Below are 18307 nucleotides of genomic sequence, written 5' to 3' on the forward strand. Positions count from 1 at the left end.
TTCAGTCGCCTTTGCGGCCGGTTTATCGAGCGGCTAGCACCATCTCAACCAAGATGACGGACAGCTCTACGAAGGCTAGGATCCCGTTAGGAGACATCCGTCAGTGGGTGCGGATCAAATAGGCCGCATAGGCAACAACGCCGACAAGAAGCGCGACAGAGGTGCCAAACACCCAAGGGTCGTTATACAACATCGCCTTCCTCCCTCTTTTTCTTCAAGTTCCACAGGATCACCTGCTGAGCCATGATCCACAAGATGCCCACAAGAAGCCAAGCCGCAGTGGCGCCGAGTGATCGCGGCAGTCCGTCCTAGATAGCCGGGCTCAAAACGCTGATACTGATCGTTGCCAACCCGATGACAATGGATAGGGTTCCAAGCGCCTTCATGCGCTCATTATAGGACGCGATGGGGGTCACGTTCCATCTTTGTCATGCGGCGGCCTTTCGTTTCGAGGGCGCTTTCATGCCCCGCACCGAGCCGAGCTGGATGACGACGGTCGAGCAGCAGGTAGCGCTGCAGGGCGCCGCCACGCTTTTAGGTCCAGCGATTAAAGCCGGTGAAGTTCTGAAAAGCAGACAGGACGTCATGGACATTTCTTAAGCTGAAGGAGACGCTAAAATAGACAGTATAGTTTTTAGCTGCTCCAAGCGAACGATCTCAAATCGCACGAGATCAGCATTTGCCAGATCTCGCATTGCTTTGAGGCCTGCGTGCCGTCCGTAGGCCGGCTTTTCACCTTCTTTGGCCGCCTTGTAGAGTTCATTAGCGGGATAACACCGGTGATCAATGTCCCTGCTCACCAAACCATGCGCGAAGCGCCTTTCAATCCATAGATACGCCTTTGTCTTCTCGCTCTTCTCAAACATGAGGCCGATGCGCTCGTTCGAACCGGCTCTCAAGACGTAGCGCGCAGCCATCTTGCCCTGATGTCCGGCTGGGTGCTCGACCGCAGCTCTGTCCAGCAGAGCCAGACAGGCGGCCTTCAACTCTGATCGTGTCATCGAGGGCACCATCATGCAGGAACTGGTCCGAGCAGTTCGAGCAGACGCTTTCGGATAAGCTTTTCACGCTCTCGAACAAACTCCGGCAATCGCAGGACATCGCAGAGGTCCAGCCGATCAGGAATCATGTGCTGCTTATAGAAATCTACCCTTCTGCCGGTGATCCAAGACCGGAACGGCAATGCCCCCTTCTCGATATTCTCGTCACCCCGAAGTAGCTGGAGGTTCCCGAGGCTGTTGACGGCACCGAGGATGTCATGGATCTGATGCTCGGGGATGTTCCGGCCGCGCAGGACATTCTTCTGGGCATCGGCTTGTGGGATGATGTGATCGACATGCCAACTGGACCCGCTCCAGTCAATCCCCGGATACAGAAGTGACAGGGCAACGAACGTTCTCGGCTTACCATACTGCATTTCCAGCAGCTCTTCGATCGTGCGCTCGTCGATCCTCGACAAGCGGCCTCCCTTTGCCATCGCCTCAAAGAGCTTCTGCGACGGGAAATCCCGTGCAACTCGCAGATGATCCCGGATGGTGGTGCGGGCCGTGGCGATGGTCTGGTCGGAATGACCAACGAAGGCGCTGACCAGAAGGCTGTTCAACAGCCAATAGTGCATGGCAGCCGCATTGACTCGCTCGAACTCGCTCGATCCCCGGAAGTCGAAATCAGGCGTATTGTAGATGTAGTAAACCAGTGGCAGCACCGCGTTCAGAGAACCGAGGTTATCGCCGGTCAGGCCATGCCGGTTGAGCAGCCTGAAGGTATTCTCGATGGCCGCCTTGATCGGCTCACAGTTCTGCTCGATCTTGGCGATGGCCTCGCTGGTGAAGTTCCGGACATTATAGACAACGTCGTAGTCGCAAACAACAAGGCAGGCCTTCAGGACTAGGTCACGAGTGATCTTGTTGGGCGCGCTCAGACCCTTGTTGATACGCTCTACGAAGCGACCGATCTCCTCACGCGCCGAGCCGTTCGACCACTTCGAGGTGATCATCGACATCAACAGGTCGGCCTTGGAGAGCTTGGAGCCGCCGTCGTTGGCCCGCACGAAGATGTCGAGCACCCGATCTGCCGACTGGTTACGCTCGGTGAAGAAATTGATGCCCTCATCCTTCCAGAGCACCCGGTGCAAGCGGCGCAAGGTGTCTTCAGCTACGCGCCGCTCCCAATCGGAAACTCCGGGGTGGAACTCGGTTTTCACTTTGCCGATCAAGGCCTCCAGGCGCTCGTCGGTCGAATAATCCAGCATCGAGCCGACCTTGAACCAGTGATGACGGTGATTGTTAGGCGGCCGCCTTTCATAGAAGGCGAGCCCGTAGGTGACACCCAGGTCGTTACTGTCCTCCTCGTCGGCGTTTTGCGGATCGGGATCCTTGAGGAGATCGATGAACAACGTCTTCGCTGCCCAGGCTGCAGCATTGCTGTGGCGGGCGCCCTTAGCCTTTTCCGAGAACGTGCCGCGCAATCCAATCAGCAAGGAGGTCATACGCTGCTGGCCGTCCAGCACGAGCGTGATCTCACGTCCTTCGGCTGCCGTTGGCTCATTCATGATGTCTGGCACGTAGTTCTCGATGAACTTGTAGCAGCGGAGTTCAGCCTTGGTTTCCTCCTCAATGGCCCAGAACATGAAGCTGCTGATGGGATAGCCTTTGAGCAAGGAGTCGAACAGTGCCACCACCTGAGCCGAGGACCAGACATATGGCCGCTGGATTGCGGGCAGAAAATAGTGGCGGTTCACGTCATCGATGAGGGAGCCGATGGTGCGAGAGGCGTAAGGCATGTGTGTCGGACTTCTGAAATGTGCTGATGATTGCGCTGAGGCCGTTGCGCTTCGCGGGTCTGGGGGACCAAGGCACTCACGGCCGCTGCGAGACTGTTCGGCTCAGGCCTGCTGGTATGGGAAGGTAGCTTGATGTCTGGAAATGCTCGGGCTTCTGCTTCTTGTCTGGGAACTAGAACAACTGTTCGTGGTGCGGTGTCAAGGTGTGCGGGATGGGTCCGCGCATGGACCGCAGCAACGATCTCCTTGTCGCCGCCTTTGGGGAAGCACTACGTGATGCACGTGGACAGGCAGGGCTGACCCAGGAGGAACTGGCTCATCGCGCAGACGTGTCGGTTCGGTTCATCTCCTTCCTCGAAACCGGTAAGCGCCAGCCCTCGTTAAGCGCCCTGGCTGCGGTCAGTTTGGGGCTAGGAATGCAGATGTCGAACCTGGTCATGGAGGTGGAGAAGCGCTTGGCAGCGCACGATGTTCACGCCGAGCAGGAACAATAGCGCCCAATGTGCGTAGACAATCTACGCTTCCTGATCCATCCTGATTGACGGCCATGACCAAGAAGCCCCAGAGACGCAGCAACGACTACTTCCTTGACCGACTGCGTGCCGAACATCCCGCCGTCTATGCCGATCTCGAGGCAGGAAAGCTCAAGAACCCGGCTGAGGCGTTCAGGGTGGCTGGGCTGCGCAAACAGACGGCGCCGCTCGACCTGCTGCGGTCAGCCTGGTCCAAAGCGTCAGCTGCCGAACGTGAGGCGTTCACGACCGAGATCGGCTGTATCTCTGCAGTGATCAGGTCGGCCGCGCCAATCTCGACGAGTGCTGTGGTCTCGCCGGCCAAGACGATGAGTTCCTCCACCAAACAGACAGTTCCCCCAATGCTTGAGGCCGAGGTTCGTCGGATCATGACCTTTCGGAATCTGACAACGGGCACCGTCATGCGGGAGATGGGAAGGGGCCCCCATGACGCCTCGCTTGGCATGGCGCTGCATCGGGGAACCCAGATCAAGCATGATCTGATTGTCGCCCTAGAGGAGTGGGTGAAGGAAAACAGGGTTACCTGACGAACCGGACGAATGGCCAGCTACCCATCTGGCGGTCGATCCCACTGTGCAGCCGTTCCCCAGTTCCTAGGCGTGAATACGAATCTGTCGCTCGATTGAAGTTGTCCGATACGTAGATTTCTACGGCAGAGAGGCTTTCGTTAGGGATGCGGTATAATCGTCCCGTATCCCATCCGACATCCGGCGCGCTGAGCAGTAATGGGGAAGAGCATAAGACGAGATCCCCATGAACATACCGACCATCGCCCCTTTGCCATCGTTCCACCACTTGAAGAACGCTTTGAACCTGTCCCACGACTTGGTGGCTATTAACAGCACCCAGCGCCGCCTCATTGACCGGATGACAATGAGGCCTGTGATCGACCTTGACGCCTACCGTTTCCGCGCTGTCATCGATTGGATCGAGTTCAAGGTCCACTTCGGCCGCAGGACGCAGGTCCAGCATGTCCAAGAGGTTCTGCGCAGGCTTCTCAGCCGCGACAGCCATATCAAACCCGTGGATCCAGGGCCCGGCAGCACATTCAACAGCTGCTCCATCCGGGTCCAGGAGCCAGAAAGCATGGCGCTCATCGAGAAGATCCATGTAGAGTTCGCTCGCACTTTCGGCGAGGCCGCAGGATCGCTTGTGACGGGCATCGAGATCAGCGTGGACGCATACCCCAAGAAACCCTCTGACAGGACTCGTGCGACTCTCCTGGGGGCGCTGCAGAGGACCATCTGGACTGACCGGGACCTCTGGTCGAACCCAGACAGTCGGCCGAGGACGGTATTCGATAAGGGATCAGGCGTCACCACCAAGAAGCTCTCGCCAGGTCGTGATAAGGATAGCACCGGTCTGAGCCGCCTGGTGCCAGAGAACCATGATGCGCCCTTCATCGATGGAACGATGTATCTCGGCGCCAGGGACGACGACGTTATGATCCGCATTATGGACAAGGTGAAGGACCGGCAGCGCCCTGACCTCACCTATGACGCACTGTCGGACAACCGGAAGCGGGTGCGGATTGAAGTCACACTGAAAGGGAGCGCGCCATTTCTGCTGGGGATCACCGACGTGCCCTCTCTGCGCCGGATGAAGATCACGTCGATCAAGAAGCGCTTCTTCCAGTTCAAGATACCGACCTTCTCTCGGAGGACACCAATCAGGACGGGGGCTGACCTGATGCACAACGCCAGGGAGGTATGGCGCGCGCAGACATACTTGAGGGCCGGGATCGGAGGACTGATGACGATGGAGAAAGCGGGCGACGCTTATAGGAAGACGCTGCTTCCCGACCTGAGGAAAACGAGGCGGACGCTGAAGCGCCTCGGACCCAGGAAGTGGGGCGGCAAGCGGCTCGCGCCCGCGCTCGTCTCTTGGACAGGGTTGAACCAGAAGGTCGACGCGGCCATCCGTCAGCTGGACAAGAGGGAGAAGACTGCGTGGAAGGAGAGGAGCTGAAGGTAAGGGTATATGCAGGGTAAGGAGACGAAGAGCATAAGCACTTACTTACCAGTTAGAAGGCGCTGGGAGGCACAGCTAGCTGCCACGTCCAAGCTAGCAAGGCCTCCTCTTGGCCGCGAACGTCTGGCGTCACTGACCTGGCTGTCGAAAAATCCTGCACCGATCCGAGTGGGCGATGCCGGCTATGGGGACCTTCCGGCCGTTCACTGCATGTGCATGGTGATGGAGCTTGGAGGGGACGACCTCAACCTGAAGGGCGAAGAGCGGCCGTTCGCTGCGAGAGAGCTAAGGGAAGCTCCATTAGCAGAATGCGGACCTATCGTGGCATCCCCGGAACTGATGGGGCTACATGATTGAGATGCTGCGCCACCTCAGGGGCATCGCGGCATCTCGGGGAAAGATCGTGCTGGTCGTTCCGATTGATAGCGATTGAATCGTCGGTTCGCTGCGGGCATCTTGTAGAAGTGCGCGAACACTACGCGGGATCGCAGTCGGCTTGAGGTCCGGTCGTATGTAGATACGCTGGATGAGTTGGCGCTTCGGCACACGGCAATCCCGGCATCGATCGGTGTGGCGAAAATTTGACTCGTTTAACTCGGCGGCCACATCTATTTCTACCGAGCACCGGTGCCCTATGGGAAGGAGGATGCCAACCTGGTTCGGTTTACAGTCGGCAGTTCTCCCTTCTTCCTGAATATCGACCAGCTACGCAACGGCTCTATCCTGCCGGCCGAATGCTGGAGGTGCAATCTGACGGGAGGAACATTTTTTTTGGCTGCACCCGCCGAAATGTTCGAGAAAGGCCGCATATACTGGTCTCTGGATTCACGTTTGCCCGTGCGAAGGTTCTTCGGCGAGATGCGTTCTCGCAGGAGCGAGAACGCATGAGGGGTGGATGGGTGGATGCGCTCGTCGGGCATCTCGAAGGGCGGCCCATCGCCATCTTGCGACTGGACGCAAGCTATTGGTCGGCGCTCAGTTCGTCGCGACGCGGCATCGGCGAATTCACCATTGCGATCAATCACGACGCCTTCGTTTCTCTGAAGGCGCCGACGCTCTGCTTACTGATCGCAGATGCCGGCTCCGGCCCTAAGCTGATGGCGGGCGTCATAGGAAATCCAGGCGCGGTCACGACAATTCAGTCGCGCGTCAAGCTCAAGCGCGTGTTTCCTATCGAACCATCATCGCCGCAGGGGCTTGTCAAGCTTCTCGAGAACCAGACGCACGTCACAGCGCTCCGGACTCGGCTAGCGAAAAGGGAAGAGTTGATGACGCTCAGCGCTAAGTTGAGCGGTCATATAGTCGAGATGCTGGCGAAGATAGACGACAATCACGTCGCGCTGCGATCCATCTCGTCGTCACTTAGCGTTCCACGACGCGTCCGTGGGAATGCCGCGCTAGAAGAGCAGAGTCTCCGAACGGCGCTTCGAGCCTTCGGGCTGCCGGTGGATGCACCCGCGGACAAAGTAGAACTGCTGAGCGAGGACGAGACCGCGATCGCGCGCATTTCGGTTGATCAGGATGAGGAATTCGGCACGTATGCGGTCTCTGCGTCCCGTTACGTCTCCCGCATACACGCCATCGAAGATGGTTTTGTGGAGCATGAGGCTCGATGGGTGCGCGGCATGGACCTAGTGGGGAGCGACGCGACCGGTCGGGCGATCTACAGTCATCGCGACGAGCGTCTCGAAGTGATCACTGCTAACCGCCGCTCGCTCGAACATGCGCTCGGAGTCGACCTCATCTACATCAACACCATTCGGAGAAACGTGGTGATGGTGCAGCACAAGATGCTCAAACCGTCCGATGGTAGCTGGGTCTACCGACCTGACAATCAGCTTGATGACGAGATCGCGCGGATGGAGACCTTCGCTCGTCCGGGGCACGGTGGCAAGGCCGAGTATCGGCTTCATCCGGGTGTGTTCTACCTAAAATTCGTCAAGCGCGATGCCTCGATCCGCCGAGGCGGAATTCTCATGCCGCTCGACCATTTCCAATCGTTCGTAGCCACGCCGGCGAGCCGCGGGCCTCGAGGTGGGATCCGCGTCGATTACGACGCACTGCAGGGGCGCTACATGCGCGAGCAGCCCTTCGTCGATCTGATTCGCGCAGGCTACATCGGAGCGTATGCGGAAGACACGATGCATTTGTGAACGATCGTCGATGCTATCCTGAAGGACGGCCACGCGGTCGTCACCGCAATCCAGTCCTCGGTATAGCGGCATAAAGATCGGATCGGACCCAACAGTAAGACTGGTGAGATCGTGTCACTGACCTTCATGCTGCGCGCAGCCGTCCTCGACCGCTTTGGGGATGCCGCAGTGCGGCGCTGATGTAATTTGTGATGGTCCGGGTTGGTCTGTTCGATAGCATGAAAACACTTATGCAAATACCCAATGCTATCCCGCACCGGAAATGAGAGTGTGGGCTTGCACAATCACGTGCATCGCCTGCTCCAGTTGGTCTTGATCACGCAAGTTGATCAGGACGCCGCCCTGATAGGAGGCGTTCATCACGAAGGTGTAGTTCGCCGTGTCCTGCACCGTCTCGTCTCGCCCGTCCACCTCGTTGTAGTCGATCCCGATCAGGAGCCCGAGGCCGCGCTTGCGCGGGATCACCTCGAGGAAGAAGTCCGGATCGTGGTAGCTGACCGACTTGGCCTCAGCCATCTCGATCACCTCCGGGAAGTCAGCCTTGATCCTGTCTCTGAGGGCGTCGAACAGCGCCTTGGCCTCGTCGGTCATCACGACCTTCTCGAGGCAGCGGCTCGCGGCGCGCGCCTTAAGCTCCTCACGCTCCATCTCCCGGATCATCTTGGTGTCCGCGTCGAGCCGGGGCCAGACGGTCAGCGCACGGGTGGCCAGGCGCGCGCCGCGGGCGCTCATCTCCGCTTCTGTCCAGACGGGCGCGTCGCGGACGTCCTGGTTGAGCCGGACCGAGCTTTGACGGAACCCGTGCTCGATCGTTTGCTTCTCCGCGAGGGGCTTGTCGCTGTAGGTGCTGTTGTAGCCGGTCAGGGTAAGGTTCCCGAGCCGGTGCAGCCAGGTCAGGCGCACCCCCTTCCAGCCCTCCCCGAGCATGACGCGCCAGGCCTCCGGCATCTTCTCGTTTTGAGGCATGATGTGCTCGATGGAGTAGCCGGCGGTGTCGCTCTGCTCCTTGCTGTCGCGGTTCTCAAGCCCGTCGAGGACGTGCTTGCAGACCCGCTTGTGGTAGAGGTCCCCCTCCAGGAGGGCTCGCTCGAACTCCTTATCCTCCGGGAAGGCGTAGGCGGCCGGCATCCGGGCGAAGGCCGCCTTCAGCGAGGCGAGCGGCTGCGCGTCATCGATCCGGTAGGCGAGCTTGGCGAACTCGAGCCCGTAGCCGCGGCTCTGGGCCCCAATCACGGCGCGGCGCAGCAGGTAGCTCTCGATCAGGCGGACCGCCTCGAGAAGGTCCGGCTCGCTTAGTGTCTGCTGAACCTCGCGGGCCTCGAGAAGCCGCATGATCAGGATCGCAGGCACGTCGGCGAGGTGACGCAGCTGCGCGAAGGCGCGGGCCCGCTCGTCCGTCCCGGACCCCACGGCGAAGGCGGCGTATTGGCGGGCGCGCCGCAACAGGTCCGTGAGTAGCGCCTCGAGCGCCTCCGGATGGTGACCGATCCCGCCAAAGGCGCGGCGGAAGGCGGCGTAGACGAGGTCCGACCGCTCCAGCTTGGCAGGCTGGCTACACAGCGCCAGGTAGTCCCGGATGAAGTTCGAAAAGACCCGGTCACTGCCGCGGAACAAGTCCTCTATCTTGCCCCAGTATTCACGATAGAGCCGGGTCTGCGCCTTCTCCGTCAGGCTCATCAGGATGAAGTTCCGGATCAAGTCCGACGCGCTCAGGCTGACCCCGGTGGAGTTCAAGCTCTCGAAGATCAGCTGTGGGTCGTCCATCCCCCGCTCAAGCGTCACGTCGACCAGCATCAGCCGGTTGATCCCAGCGTAAATCTGTTCTGGGTCCGCTTCCTTCACAAGGTCCCGGAAGAGCTCGTAATTGTCCCGCAGGTTCGCGGAGGGGGCGTCGGGGAGCGGGTTTCCAGCGATGATCGCCTGGAGGGTCTCGTTGTCATGGCGCCGCAGCTGAAGCTTGAACCCTTTCTCCCCTTCCTCCAGGGGATTGCGTAGGAAGTAGGCGTCGATCTTCTTCGCGACCGGGCCGTCCTCGCTCCCCGCCCATTTCGTCTCGGTGATGTGGTCGCGCAGCGCCGCCATCAGGAGCGTGAGCGTGGTCATGCGCTGCTGCCCGTCGATCAGGAGCCAGCGGGAGAAGCCGGCGTTGCTGTCCCCGGATTGGATATAGACCACAGAGCCGATGAAATGCCCCCGCTCCCCGGGCGCCACCGCGATCAGCAGGATGTCCTTCCAGAGCTGGCGGCAGTTCTCCTCCGTCCAGCTGTAGTCGCGCTGGAAGACCGGGATAACGAACTGCGACGCCCCGTTCATGATTTTCGGGAAGAAGACGTGTTGAGCTTTCATCGATGCTCCATTGAAATCACTGTTTGTTGATCAATTAAACATTCAGCGTGAGCATGCAGCGAGAACCGCCGGAGCTGGCCTTGATCAGGGCAATCTGGTCTTTGCATCGGTTTCCTTGGCTTTGGAGCCCATATCTCGGCGAAACATTCAAACTTGTCGAGGATGCAGTCGATTCCGGCGTCCTTGACGTCTTGGCTATGGCTGGTGCGGCCCATCTACTGGAACAAACACGAGGCTGTTCTTGCCGACCGACACTGAAACAAGAGGCGTCAGGGCGCAAGAACTCTCAAGGATATCGGACGGCCGCTTTGACGTAGTGCCTTCGATGTGCTCCGATCGGCGGGAGCAACTGCTAAGGGCTGTTCAGATCCAACTAGCGGGCGACGATCACCGCGGGCATTTGTCGCTATTGCGATGCCCTTCCGGCACGCCCTCGGACAGCTTCACTGACCTTTGCACCTAGTTCTTTCGCTGCCCCAGTCGTGGAGGGCTTCGCGGCAAGGCAGCGGGCAAGCCTATGACGACCGCGCAGAACGTCGGGATCGACCATGTCGGTAGCCGAGGCCTTCACAAGCAGCTCCATCGCCGCCCGCAGAGTCGATGGCGACGGGATCCGGTCACGCGCTTCGACGGCGGCGATCAGATCGTCTGCCATGCGCGCCTTGAGCCAGGTGAACAGCTCATGCGGCAGCGCGCTTCCGGCCGTGAGAAGCCGTTTCAAGCGGAGCGTCAAGGCCGTGATCTGACGCTCCGCAGCCGTCAGTAGGGCTGCGTGCAGTTCGCGCGCAACCTCAAGGACCTTTGCCCGCCATTCACCCCTGATCCCCTGGTCGAGCAGATCATGCGCGCGTCCCGTTCCTAGCAACGCCACAACCCCAGCTACAGGCCCAAGGATCAGCGCGCCCGCAGGGCCCAAGACCACTAGGCCCAGGATCGCCCCCCGGCCTGTCCTGCGCCGGCCAGACCGCCACGGATGGTCAGGTCGATGACTAGCCATGCGGGCAAATCCTCAACCGGGATCTGTCCTGTCCACGCCTTGTGGGCTGCGCGCGCCCCACCGATGATCGTCGCATAGAGCGGCACAGGCACGTCCGCAAATCCGGCGGCTGCCTCAAGCGATCGGTCCACGAGGCTCTGGACATGATCGAGGTCGAAGCCGCTTGCGGTCGTCACCATTGGCGCCCAAGGCTCATCCAACGCTTGGGCCTGTGCGGCCAGATCAGTATCGGCGATGACCGGAACATCAGGGTATTTTTCGAAATGGTCTTGCAGCAACGAGATGCTGGTGCTGCATTTGACTTGGACCGGAACGCCGTCAACGATCAGGTCGTAACCAGGCATTGTGGCACTCTCGGGCAAGACTACGTCGTGACCCTCTTCGATCAGCTGCGCCATGACCAGCTGCTCGGCGCTGTAGCCCCGCAGCGCAACCCGGGCACCCTGAGAGGCGAAGTTCTCGACATGAACCGCAAGATCTAGCGGCATGTCGAACTCGGTCACTCGCGAGAAATCAACGGCAGCCAGCACTGCCGGATCGACCGCGGCCGCGTGATAGAGCATGTCGCCCGCTGTCAGACCTGCAACCAAAGCGGTGTCTTGGCGGTCGGTGCTTTGCTCGACAGCGATGCGCGCACCCCAGAGACCGGGCGCCTCCGCTGACGTGGGAGGAATGCTCGTAGACATAGCAGCGCTGATTGTCTCCGCTAGGCCGCGAACTGCCTTGCGCTGCTTGCCGTTGAGATGACGCAACTCGGTGTCCGGCATTCGGTGAAGCCCTCGAAACGCGTCTAAGAGCACGGCCATCACGTTATCCGCACCCTGACTGCGCACTGCCAAGAGGATCGCGACCCTCGCGGCGGCAACCTCGCGGGCGGCGCTGGCCCGGCCGCTGATTGCCAAATAGCCAAGGGCCGCGCTGCCAGCGATGACTGTCACGGGATTTATCATCACGAACAGTAGCGATGTGAGCGTCGGTCCGGCAACGAAAGGGATCACGGCAGACAGCTTGGCAGCGGCGATATAGGGCGCGAAACCCACCGATCCAATCGCGCTGGCCATTGCAGCCCATCCGCCGCCGGCAAGGACCGCAGCCGAGATTGCTTGCTGCCCTTTGCGAATGGCCGCCCCAACCTCTGGGTCCAACTCACCCCGGACGCTTGCCGCCGCAAGGCCCTCCATCATGACCATCATCTCATGTGCGATGACATCTGGGAAAGTCACAGCCGCCCGCGCGCCTGCAGGCGCCCGTCGCCCGGCGCAGCAACAGCCGTCCCGACCGACCCATAAGCGACAGCTCGGCGCCCGTCCTTGCCTGCTGCGCGTTGGCCACGGCGGGGGCGAGGATTTCGGAGGCGCGGACGGCGATGGCGGTGGTTTCCTCCTTCAAGGCTCGGGATGAAAGAGGATAGAGATCAGGCAGCCTCAGGGCCTGCTTTACGGCGAACCACAGCCCTGCCCGCAGCGCATCCGTCGAAAGCGGCCCGTCCATCAGGTCCTTGGCGAAGGCGGTCACACGATCAGCGCCCTGCTTGTCGTCAGAGACAGGCTTTCGCCGGGCGGCCTCGCCCATGGCGCCTACAATTTTCGAAAGCCGGGCGGCGTTCAGGAGAGCCAAGAGGCCACAGATTTCCTGGCGAGACGCGTCGCCAGACCGGCGGCGATGTGGCCGGGAGAGGGAGCGGCCTGCTGGCAGATCATGTTCGGCATCTTAGAAGCCTATCTACTGGGTCCGACGCAGGGAACCCCTGCTATGTGGAGATGGATCCTGATTTGACGAAGCTTGCTTCGCCCCATCAGCGACATTCCCCTGTCAATTTCGCTACGGTGAGCATGAGCGGCTGGTTTGGGGAAGCCAAGCTGTGGCGCCACCGCTCTCCCGACTGGCCGCTTTGGGCCGAGCCGTCCGCTGCACACGCAATCCGCGCTACCATGCTGCGGCTTGCCTGAATGTCTCTGTTGGGCTCAAAGCCACCGGCCCTAATGTGGAGGACGTCGGGGGCAACCCGACGCACGCAAATGACACCAGGCGCCTTGCTGTCCTCCACGCTTTCGATCCTGAAGGCGAGGACATCAGGCCATTCAGAGTCAGCCATCGTAGTGTAGTCGAACAGATCCGATTAAAGGCTCACTGCCACGACAGCTGAGGTGTATCTGCTGCAGGGTTCGTGGTGTAGCGGCGGTCCGACGCAGGCGCTGTATGGACCGAGCTCCAGGATATACAATAATGGTCATTGCCCCCTATGACTGATCTTATCGAACCAGGTCTTCTGCGGCCAAGGCAGTGCGTCGCTCGATGAGACTGCGGTCGCCATCGCCTAAAGGCCTTGCCATGCATGATGAGCGGCTTGGATCCCATCGTCCGCACCATTCTTTACGACAAGGCTGGATGTGGTTTGGACCTTTCCCTGAAAGCCGACTTCGATCCGCATCTTGTCCGCACCACAGCTCATCACGCGGTTCGGCTCACCGCAAAAACGTGTTTCTGAGGTCCGAAATGTCGCATCTGCGTTAAGTCCGGCCCACAGGTTCAGCAAAACCAAGGGTATTCTGTGCAAGTCGTGTTAACTTTCAGCACCTCGTGACATGCAGATCTTTCCACACGGCAGCTGGACAATTAACAGATGCAGCCAAAATTACGGGAAATCTTACCCTTGTGGAGAGAAATGGCCGTTGGAAGGTAACTTTTTCCGCAGCCATGTTAACTCGCCTACGCAGACAAGCGACGCTGTGTAGCTTGTCTTTCCTGGGCGCGGCGCTGCAGAAGAGTAATGGCAGCGGCCGCCTTGTCCATGGTTTCAAATGCGCCGAGGTTGATCGTGACGCCCTGCACGGCGACCATCGCTTCAAAGGATGTGCCCACCTTCCAGATGCCCGTGCAGGTCGTCGTCTGGCGCCGAGGTGCGCGATATTGCCTCTTCTGGCTACGCTCACCCTCGCGCAGGTTTGCCCAGCGGTTGTCGCCATGATCGCCATTGATGTGCTCGACGTTCCAGCGCGGCATCGTTCCGGTCATCCAGAGGCAGGCCAGCCGGTGCAGCAGATGGTTGCGTCCGTCTATCGACACCTTCAGAAAGCCGCGGGTATCATGGACGGTGCCTGCAGTCCGTCCTTTCCGCCGCCCCTTGACGAACCTGAAGACCCCTGTCTCGGGATCGTAGTTGAGCACCTGGCGCAGGCGGTTTTGGGTCAGCATCGTTCATTCCATAGGTCAATTTTACCTATGCTATATGGGAATCAGCAGCCGCCTCGCCGAGTGGAAAGAACAGGATTTTCATGCTTTATTGGTTATCGGAGGTGATTGGCGCCAAGTCTCTGGTGACGGCAAGGTATGATGTCCTTCTTACACGCAACGACATGAGGGATGGCACAAGGCGGAGGGTTCGTTCGCCCCGAACCGGCTGGAAATGGAGGCACCCCCATCGTCTTCAACGGTTTCTTCTAAGACTTCGATTCCCTCGCAGATGTCGTGCTGCATCGTGCGAGTCCCCACCCGAACGCACCGGTGCTCTCAAGTAGGTAAGTCATATGACCAACCACATGAGACCGACCATGACCAATCCCTACCAGAACACCCAGACGGCCAAGCTGATCGCCGACCGCATTTGTGACCTGTCGCATCGTAAGACACAGGCGGAGATCGCCAGCGAGGCGGGCTTCGCGAATGCAAACATGATGACCTTCCTGAAGAACGGGCGTAACAAGGTGCCCTTGGACCGCGTGCCTTCGCTTGCGAAGGCTCTGGAGGTTGATCCGGCGTTCTTGATGCGCTTGGCTCTCGAGCAGGCGGTAGGCGCAACTTCAGCGAAGGCAATCACGGAAATCTTTGGCACGCCTGCTACCGAGAATGAACGCAGCTGGCTTGCTGAGATCCGGGACGCATCCGACAATACTGATCCTCGGCTGACGGCACGGTCGCGGACGATGCTGCGGGGCATCTTCGGCAAATGAAACAGTTCCTCCTTCACATCTCCCTGCGCTTTGGCTGGAACATGGGAGCAGGCCACCATGAACGAAGTCATATGTTGAATTCACACCGGGTTAGTGATGAGTGGAATCCCAAGTCGCTCGTTCGTATAGGTGTGCTGGATAAGATGCTTGACGCCATAGCAGGCGTCGAGCCATGAACCTTATTGAGAAAATGACGCAACGTCATGAGGTCGTTTCTAGGCCCGTCACAATGTTACAAATACTCTTATAACTCTCTGAAAAGTATAATCGTCGGTCGTTGTCCAGCCTCTCACCCTTTCCTCCCTTTGCATCGACGACGATTCAGGCAGCGTCCTGAACTTGCAAGCACGCTTTGCAGATTTCCAGTTTTCGCCCGTCCGATGCTGCATTGTTTGCAAATTTTCTCGATTTTGCTTCCCCGGCTTTTGCCGTGCGACTAGGCTGCGGCTGCGAAATCGGGGGCGTCGCCATGAAGGACATTCTGCAGGAACTGGAAAACCGCCGCGCACAGGCCCGTCTGGGCGGCGGTCAGCGCCGGATCGACGCGCAGCACGCGCGCGGCAAGCTGACGGCGCGCGAGCGGATCGAGCTGCTTCTGGACGAGGACAGCTTCGAGGAATTCGACATGTTCGTGGCCCACCGATCGACCGATTTCGGGATGGAGGCGGACCGCCCCTATGGCGACGGCGTCGTGACAGGCTGGGGCACGATCAACGGACGGCTGGTCTATGTCTTCAGCCAGGACTTCACCGTCTTTGGCGGCTCGCTGTCGGAAACCCATGCCCAGAAGATCTGCAAGATCATGGACATGGCGATGCAGAACGGCGCCCCCGTGATCGGGCTGAACGATTCGGGCGGCGCGCGCATCCAGGAAGGCGTGGCCTCGCTGGCCGGTTACGCCGACGTGTTCCAGCGCAACATCATGGCGTCCGGCGTGGTGCCGCAGATCAGCGTGATCATGGGGCCTTGCGCGGGCGGCGCAGTCTACAGCCCCGCCATGACCGACTTCATCTTCATGGTGAAGGACACGTCCTACATGTTCGTGACCGGCCCGGATGTCGTGAAGACCGTCACGAACGAGGTGGTGACCGCAGAACAACTTGGCGGGGCATCGACCCATACGAAGAAATCCTCGGTCGCCGACGGCGCGTTTGAAGACGATGTCGAGGCGCTGACCGAGATCCGCCGCCTGTTCGACTTCCTGCCGCTGAACAACCGCGACAAGGCCCCCGTGCGGCCCTTCTTCGACGACCCCGCGCGGATCGAGGAAAGCCTGGACACGCTGATCCCCGACAACCCGAACCAGCCCTATGACATGAAGGAACTGATCGTGAAGGTCGCGGACGAAGGCGACTTCTACGAAATCCAGCGCGACTTCGCGGGCAACATCATCACGGGCTTCATCCGCATCGAGGGCCGCACCGTGGGCGTGGTCGCCAACCAGCCGATGGTGCTGGCAGGGTGCCTCGACATCGACAGTTCCCGCAAGGGCGCGCGCTTCGTCCGCTTCTGCGATGCGTTCGAAATCCCGATCCTGACCTTCGTGGACGTGCCGGGCTTCCTGCCGGGCACGGGGCAGGAATACGGCGGCGTCATCAAGCACGGGGCGAAGCTGCTGTTCGCCTATGGCGAGGCGACGGTGCCCAAGGTCACGGTCATCACCCGCAAGGCCTATGGCGGGGCCTATGACGTGATGGCGTCGAAACACCTGCGGGGCGATTTCAACTATGCCTGGCCCACGGCGGAAATCGCGGTGATGGGCGCCAAGGGCGCGGTCGAGATCCTGTATCGCAGCGAACTGGGCGACGCCGACAAGATCGCCGCCCGGACCAAGGATTACGAGGACCGCTTCGCCAATCCCTTTGTCGCCGCCGAAAAGGGCTTCATCGACGAGGTGATCCGCCCCCATTCGACCCGCAAGCGCGTGGCCCGCGCCTTCGCCAGCCTGCGCACCAAGCAGCTGTCGAATCCGTGGAAGAAGCACGACAACATTCCCTTGTAAGATGTTAACGGTGTTGCACAAACGCGTGAATGATGCAGGCGGGCCACAGGGCGCGGGCCATTTGCCCCCTGCCGCCCTGCCCGCCTGTCTGCGCGCGGGCAGCGCCGCTATCATGCCCGGCGGGGCGGTGCATGAAGACATCCCCCTGAACCCGAGCAGACGGGCGCAGCCGCGCCCGCTTTACAGGAGCAAGACCCTATGGCGAAAAAACTCATCCTCGGCCTCGTGCTGGTGTCGGCCTTCGCTGCGTGCCAGCGCCAGGCAGCCGAACCCGAGGTTTACGTGCCCACCCCGAACCCCGTCACGACCGAGCCGGTCTATCAGGGCAAATACGGCGCCAACTGAGCCGAACCGACTGACACCACGCGGGCGGTCCGGCTGCCCGCGACTTTCCGGCCCGGTCCAGCCCCGCCCCAGCACCAAGGGCGCATCATGCTGAAGCACCGAGGCTTTCCGGGACGCCTTCCCGGCACCGATTTCCAGTTCGTCATCCGCCGCGAGAACCGCAAGAAGGGCGCGACGCCGATCACCCGGCGCGAACGCTTCCGCGACCGCAAGCCCGCCGACCGCCGCGCCGACGCGGGCTTCCTGGCCGCCCTGATCCAGCATTTCGGCGATGAACCCTTTGTCCGCGGCAACCTGGACGCGGGCCGCCTGGGCTGGCTGATCGGGCGCGAGGTCAAGGCGGTCGGCGCCTTCGATCCCGCCGACTATGACCAGCTGCTGCAGGTGGACATGGCCGCCGCCGAGGCGTCCTTCCCCGAGTTGTTCGCCCCCGACAGTCCCCCCGATTTCGGATGGGACGAGGACGACTGGGACGAGGGCGAGGACGACGATCCGACGGACCGGCGATGATGCGCGACTTGCTGCCTAGGGCGTTGTTCTCACACGCATGTCAGTTTGACGATCCCTCGCACCATGCGATAGTCGTTCGTCACCTTTCACCGGCCGTTCATGCGGCCCACCATACAGGCAAGACTTCATGCAGACCTCGACGTTCACCCGCATCGCTGGCGGCGCTTTCCTTCTTCTCGGCCTCGCTGCTTGCCAGCAGGGCTATGGCGCGGGCGGCATCTCGCCCGACGCGCAGCGCGCGGCCGGCGGTGCCGTCGCCGGTGCCGTCATCGCCAAGGCCCTGGATGAGGACATCGCAACCGGCGCGGCCATCGGCGCCGTGGGCGGCGCGCTGTGCGACGACGCCGGCGTCTGCCAGCGCCGTTACTGAACCTGACCGGCTGGACGGGCGTTCCGCTCCAGCCACCTTTCTGACAGGAAAAAAAGAATGTCCAAGTTCCTTGCGCTTGCCGCCCTTGTCGGCGCGACCGCCATTTCCGGCTGCACCCAGGGCATCAACCCGACCGACACGGACCGCGCCCTTATCGGCGCAGGCGTCGGCGCGACCGTGGCCAGCGTCAGCGGCCGCAACGTCATCAAGGGTGCCGCCATCGGTGGCGCCGGTGGCGTTCTGTGCGACGACGTGGGCCTGTGCCAGTAACGACCTGATCCCGGCGCGCCCGTCGCGCCGCATCGTTTCGATCGCCGCCCGGGGCCATGCGCCCCTGGGCGGCTTTTT

Annotated in this window: 18 protein-coding genes; 11 read left to right on the plus strand and 7 right to left on the minus strand. The window is 60.7% G+C overall.

The genetic code is table 11. The features are described from left to right. The first annotated feature begins 462 nt into the window (after positions 1 to 462). Positions 463 to 600, plus strand: coding sequence for a hypothetical protein (locus JX613_RS01645; protein WP_207099688.1), 138 nt, complete (start codon positions 463 to 465; stop codon positions 598 to 600). Here JX613_RS01645 and JX613_RS01650 read toward each other — a convergent pair. Next, complete coding sequence (locus tag JX613_RS01650; RefSeq protein ID WP_237168268.1) at positions 597 to 1016, minus strand: hypothetical protein; 420 nt, start codon at positions 1014 to 1016, stop codon at positions 597 to 599. The two genes, JX613_RS01645 and JX613_RS01650, sit on opposite strands and share 4 nt — an antisense overlap. Continuing rightward, positions 1013 to 2782: a GmrSD restriction endonuclease domain-containing protein gene (locus JX613_RS01655; RefSeq protein WP_207099689.1), complete on the minus strand. Its 1770-nt coding sequence runs from the start codon at positions 2780 to 2782 to the stop codon at positions 1013 to 1015. The genes JX613_RS01650 and JX613_RS01655 overlap by 4 nt, the downstream gene beginning before the upstream one ends. Positions 2783 to 3006: 224 nt before the next feature. Here JX613_RS01655 and JX613_RS01660 point away from each other — a divergent pair, with 224 nt between their 5' ends. From JX613_RS01660 to JX613_RS01675, 4 genes are all read left to right on the plus strand, one after another. Next, positions 3007 to 3276: a helix-turn-helix domain-containing protein gene (locus tag JX613_RS01660; protein WP_237168269.1), complete on the plus strand. Its 270-nt coding sequence runs from the start codon at positions 3007 to 3009 to the stop codon at positions 3274 to 3276. 53 nt (positions 3277 to 3329) lie between these two features. Then, the gene (locus JX613_RS01665; protein WP_207099691.1) at positions 3330 to 3842 is read left to right on the plus strand and encodes a hypothetical protein; all 513 of its coding nucleotides are present in this window, start codon (positions 3330 to 3332) and stop codon (positions 3840 to 3842) included. A 226-nt stretch (positions 3843 to 4068) separates the two neighbouring features. Further along, positions 4069 to 5283, plus strand: a complete 1215-nt coding sequence (locus JX613_RS01670; RefSeq protein ID WP_207099692.1) for a hypothetical protein — start codon at positions 4069 to 4071, stop codon at positions 5281 to 5283. Positions 5284 to 6185: 902 nt separating this feature from the next. Beyond that, the gene (locus JX613_RS01675; protein ID WP_207099693.1) at positions 6186 to 7439 is read left to right on the plus strand and encodes a hypothetical protein; all 1254 of its coding nucleotides are present in this window, start codon (positions 6186 to 6188) and stop codon (positions 7437 to 7439) included. Between the two features lie 246 nt (positions 7440 to 7685). On the opposite strand, the gene JX613_RS01680 is transcribed toward JX613_RS01675, so the two are convergent. From JX613_RS01680 to JX613_RS01700, 5 genes are all read right to left on the minus strand, one after another. Further along, positions 7686 to 9785 (minus strand): DUF262 domain-containing protein, encoded by a 2100-nt coding sequence (locus JX613_RS01680; protein ID WP_207099694.1) that lies wholly within the window; start codon positions 9783 to 9785, stop codon positions 7686 to 7688. Between the two features lie 406 nt (positions 9786 to 10191). Further along, a complete protein-coding gene (locus JX613_RS01685; RefSeq protein WP_207099695.1) occupies positions 10192 to 10506 on the minus strand; it encodes a hypothetical protein in 315 nt (104 codons plus the stop codon). Between the two features lie 200 nt (positions 10507 to 10706). Beyond that, the gene (locus JX613_RS01690; RefSeq protein ID WP_207099696.1) at positions 10707 to 11975 is read right to left on the minus strand and encodes a hypothetical protein; all 1269 of its coding nucleotides are present in this window, start codon (positions 11973 to 11975) and stop codon (positions 10707 to 10709) included. A 1-nt stretch (position 11976) separates the two neighbouring features. Then, entirely contained in the window at positions 11977 to 12354 is a 378-nt protein-coding gene (locus JX613_RS01695) for a hypothetical protein (protein WP_207099697.1), read from the minus strand. Positions 12355 to 13491: 1137 nt separating this feature from the next. Then, positions 13492 to 13977 carry an HNH endonuclease gene (locus JX613_RS01700; RefSeq protein ID WP_207099698.1) on the minus strand — a complete coding sequence of 162 codons (486 nt, stop codon included), beginning with the start codon at positions 13975 to 13977 and terminating at the stop codon, positions 13492 to 13494. 356 nt (positions 13978 to 14333) lie between these two features. Here JX613_RS01700 and JX613_RS01705 point away from each other — a divergent pair, with 356 nt between their 5' ends. The 6 genes from JX613_RS01705 to JX613_RS01730 all read left to right on the plus strand — a co-directional run bounded on the left by JX613_RS01705 (position 14334) and on the right by JX613_RS01730 (position 18229). Continuing rightward, the gene (locus JX613_RS01705) at positions 14334 to 14732 is read left to right on the plus strand and encodes an XRE family transcriptional regulator (RefSeq protein ID WP_207099699.1); all 399 of its coding nucleotides are present in this window, start codon (positions 14334 to 14336) and stop codon (positions 14730 to 14732) included. 469 nt (positions 14733 to 15201) lie between these two features. Further along, positions 15202 to 16734, plus strand: coding sequence for an acyl-CoA carboxylase subunit beta (locus JX613_RS01710; protein ID WP_207099700.1), 1533 nt, complete (start codon positions 15202 to 15204; stop codon positions 16732 to 16734). A 198-nt stretch (positions 16735 to 16932) separates the two neighbouring features. Next, positions 16933 to 17079 (plus strand): hypothetical protein, encoded by a 147-nt coding sequence (locus JX613_RS01715; RefSeq protein ID WP_207099701.1) that lies wholly within the window; start codon positions 16933 to 16935, stop codon positions 17077 to 17079. Positions 17080 to 17166: 87 nt separating this feature from the next. After that, the gene (locus JX613_RS01720) at positions 17167 to 17589 is read left to right on the plus strand and encodes a hypothetical protein (RefSeq protein WP_207099702.1); all 423 of its coding nucleotides are present in this window, start codon (positions 17167 to 17169) and stop codon (positions 17587 to 17589) included. A 127-nt stretch (positions 17590 to 17716) separates the two neighbouring features. Beyond that, entirely contained in the window at positions 17717 to 17959 is a 243-nt protein-coding gene (locus tag JX613_RS01725) for a hypothetical protein (RefSeq protein WP_207099703.1), read from the plus strand. A 57-nt stretch (positions 17960 to 18016) separates the two neighbouring features. After that, entirely contained in the window at positions 18017 to 18229 is a 213-nt protein-coding gene (locus JX613_RS01730; RefSeq protein ID WP_207099704.1) for a hypothetical protein, read from the plus strand. Positions 18230 to 18307 lie beyond the last annotated feature (78 nt).

Source organism: Paracoccus shandongensis (assembly GCF_017315735.1).
Lineage (GTDB): Bacteria > Pseudomonadota > Alphaproteobacteria > Rhodobacterales > Rhodobacteraceae > Paracoccus > Paracoccus shandongensis.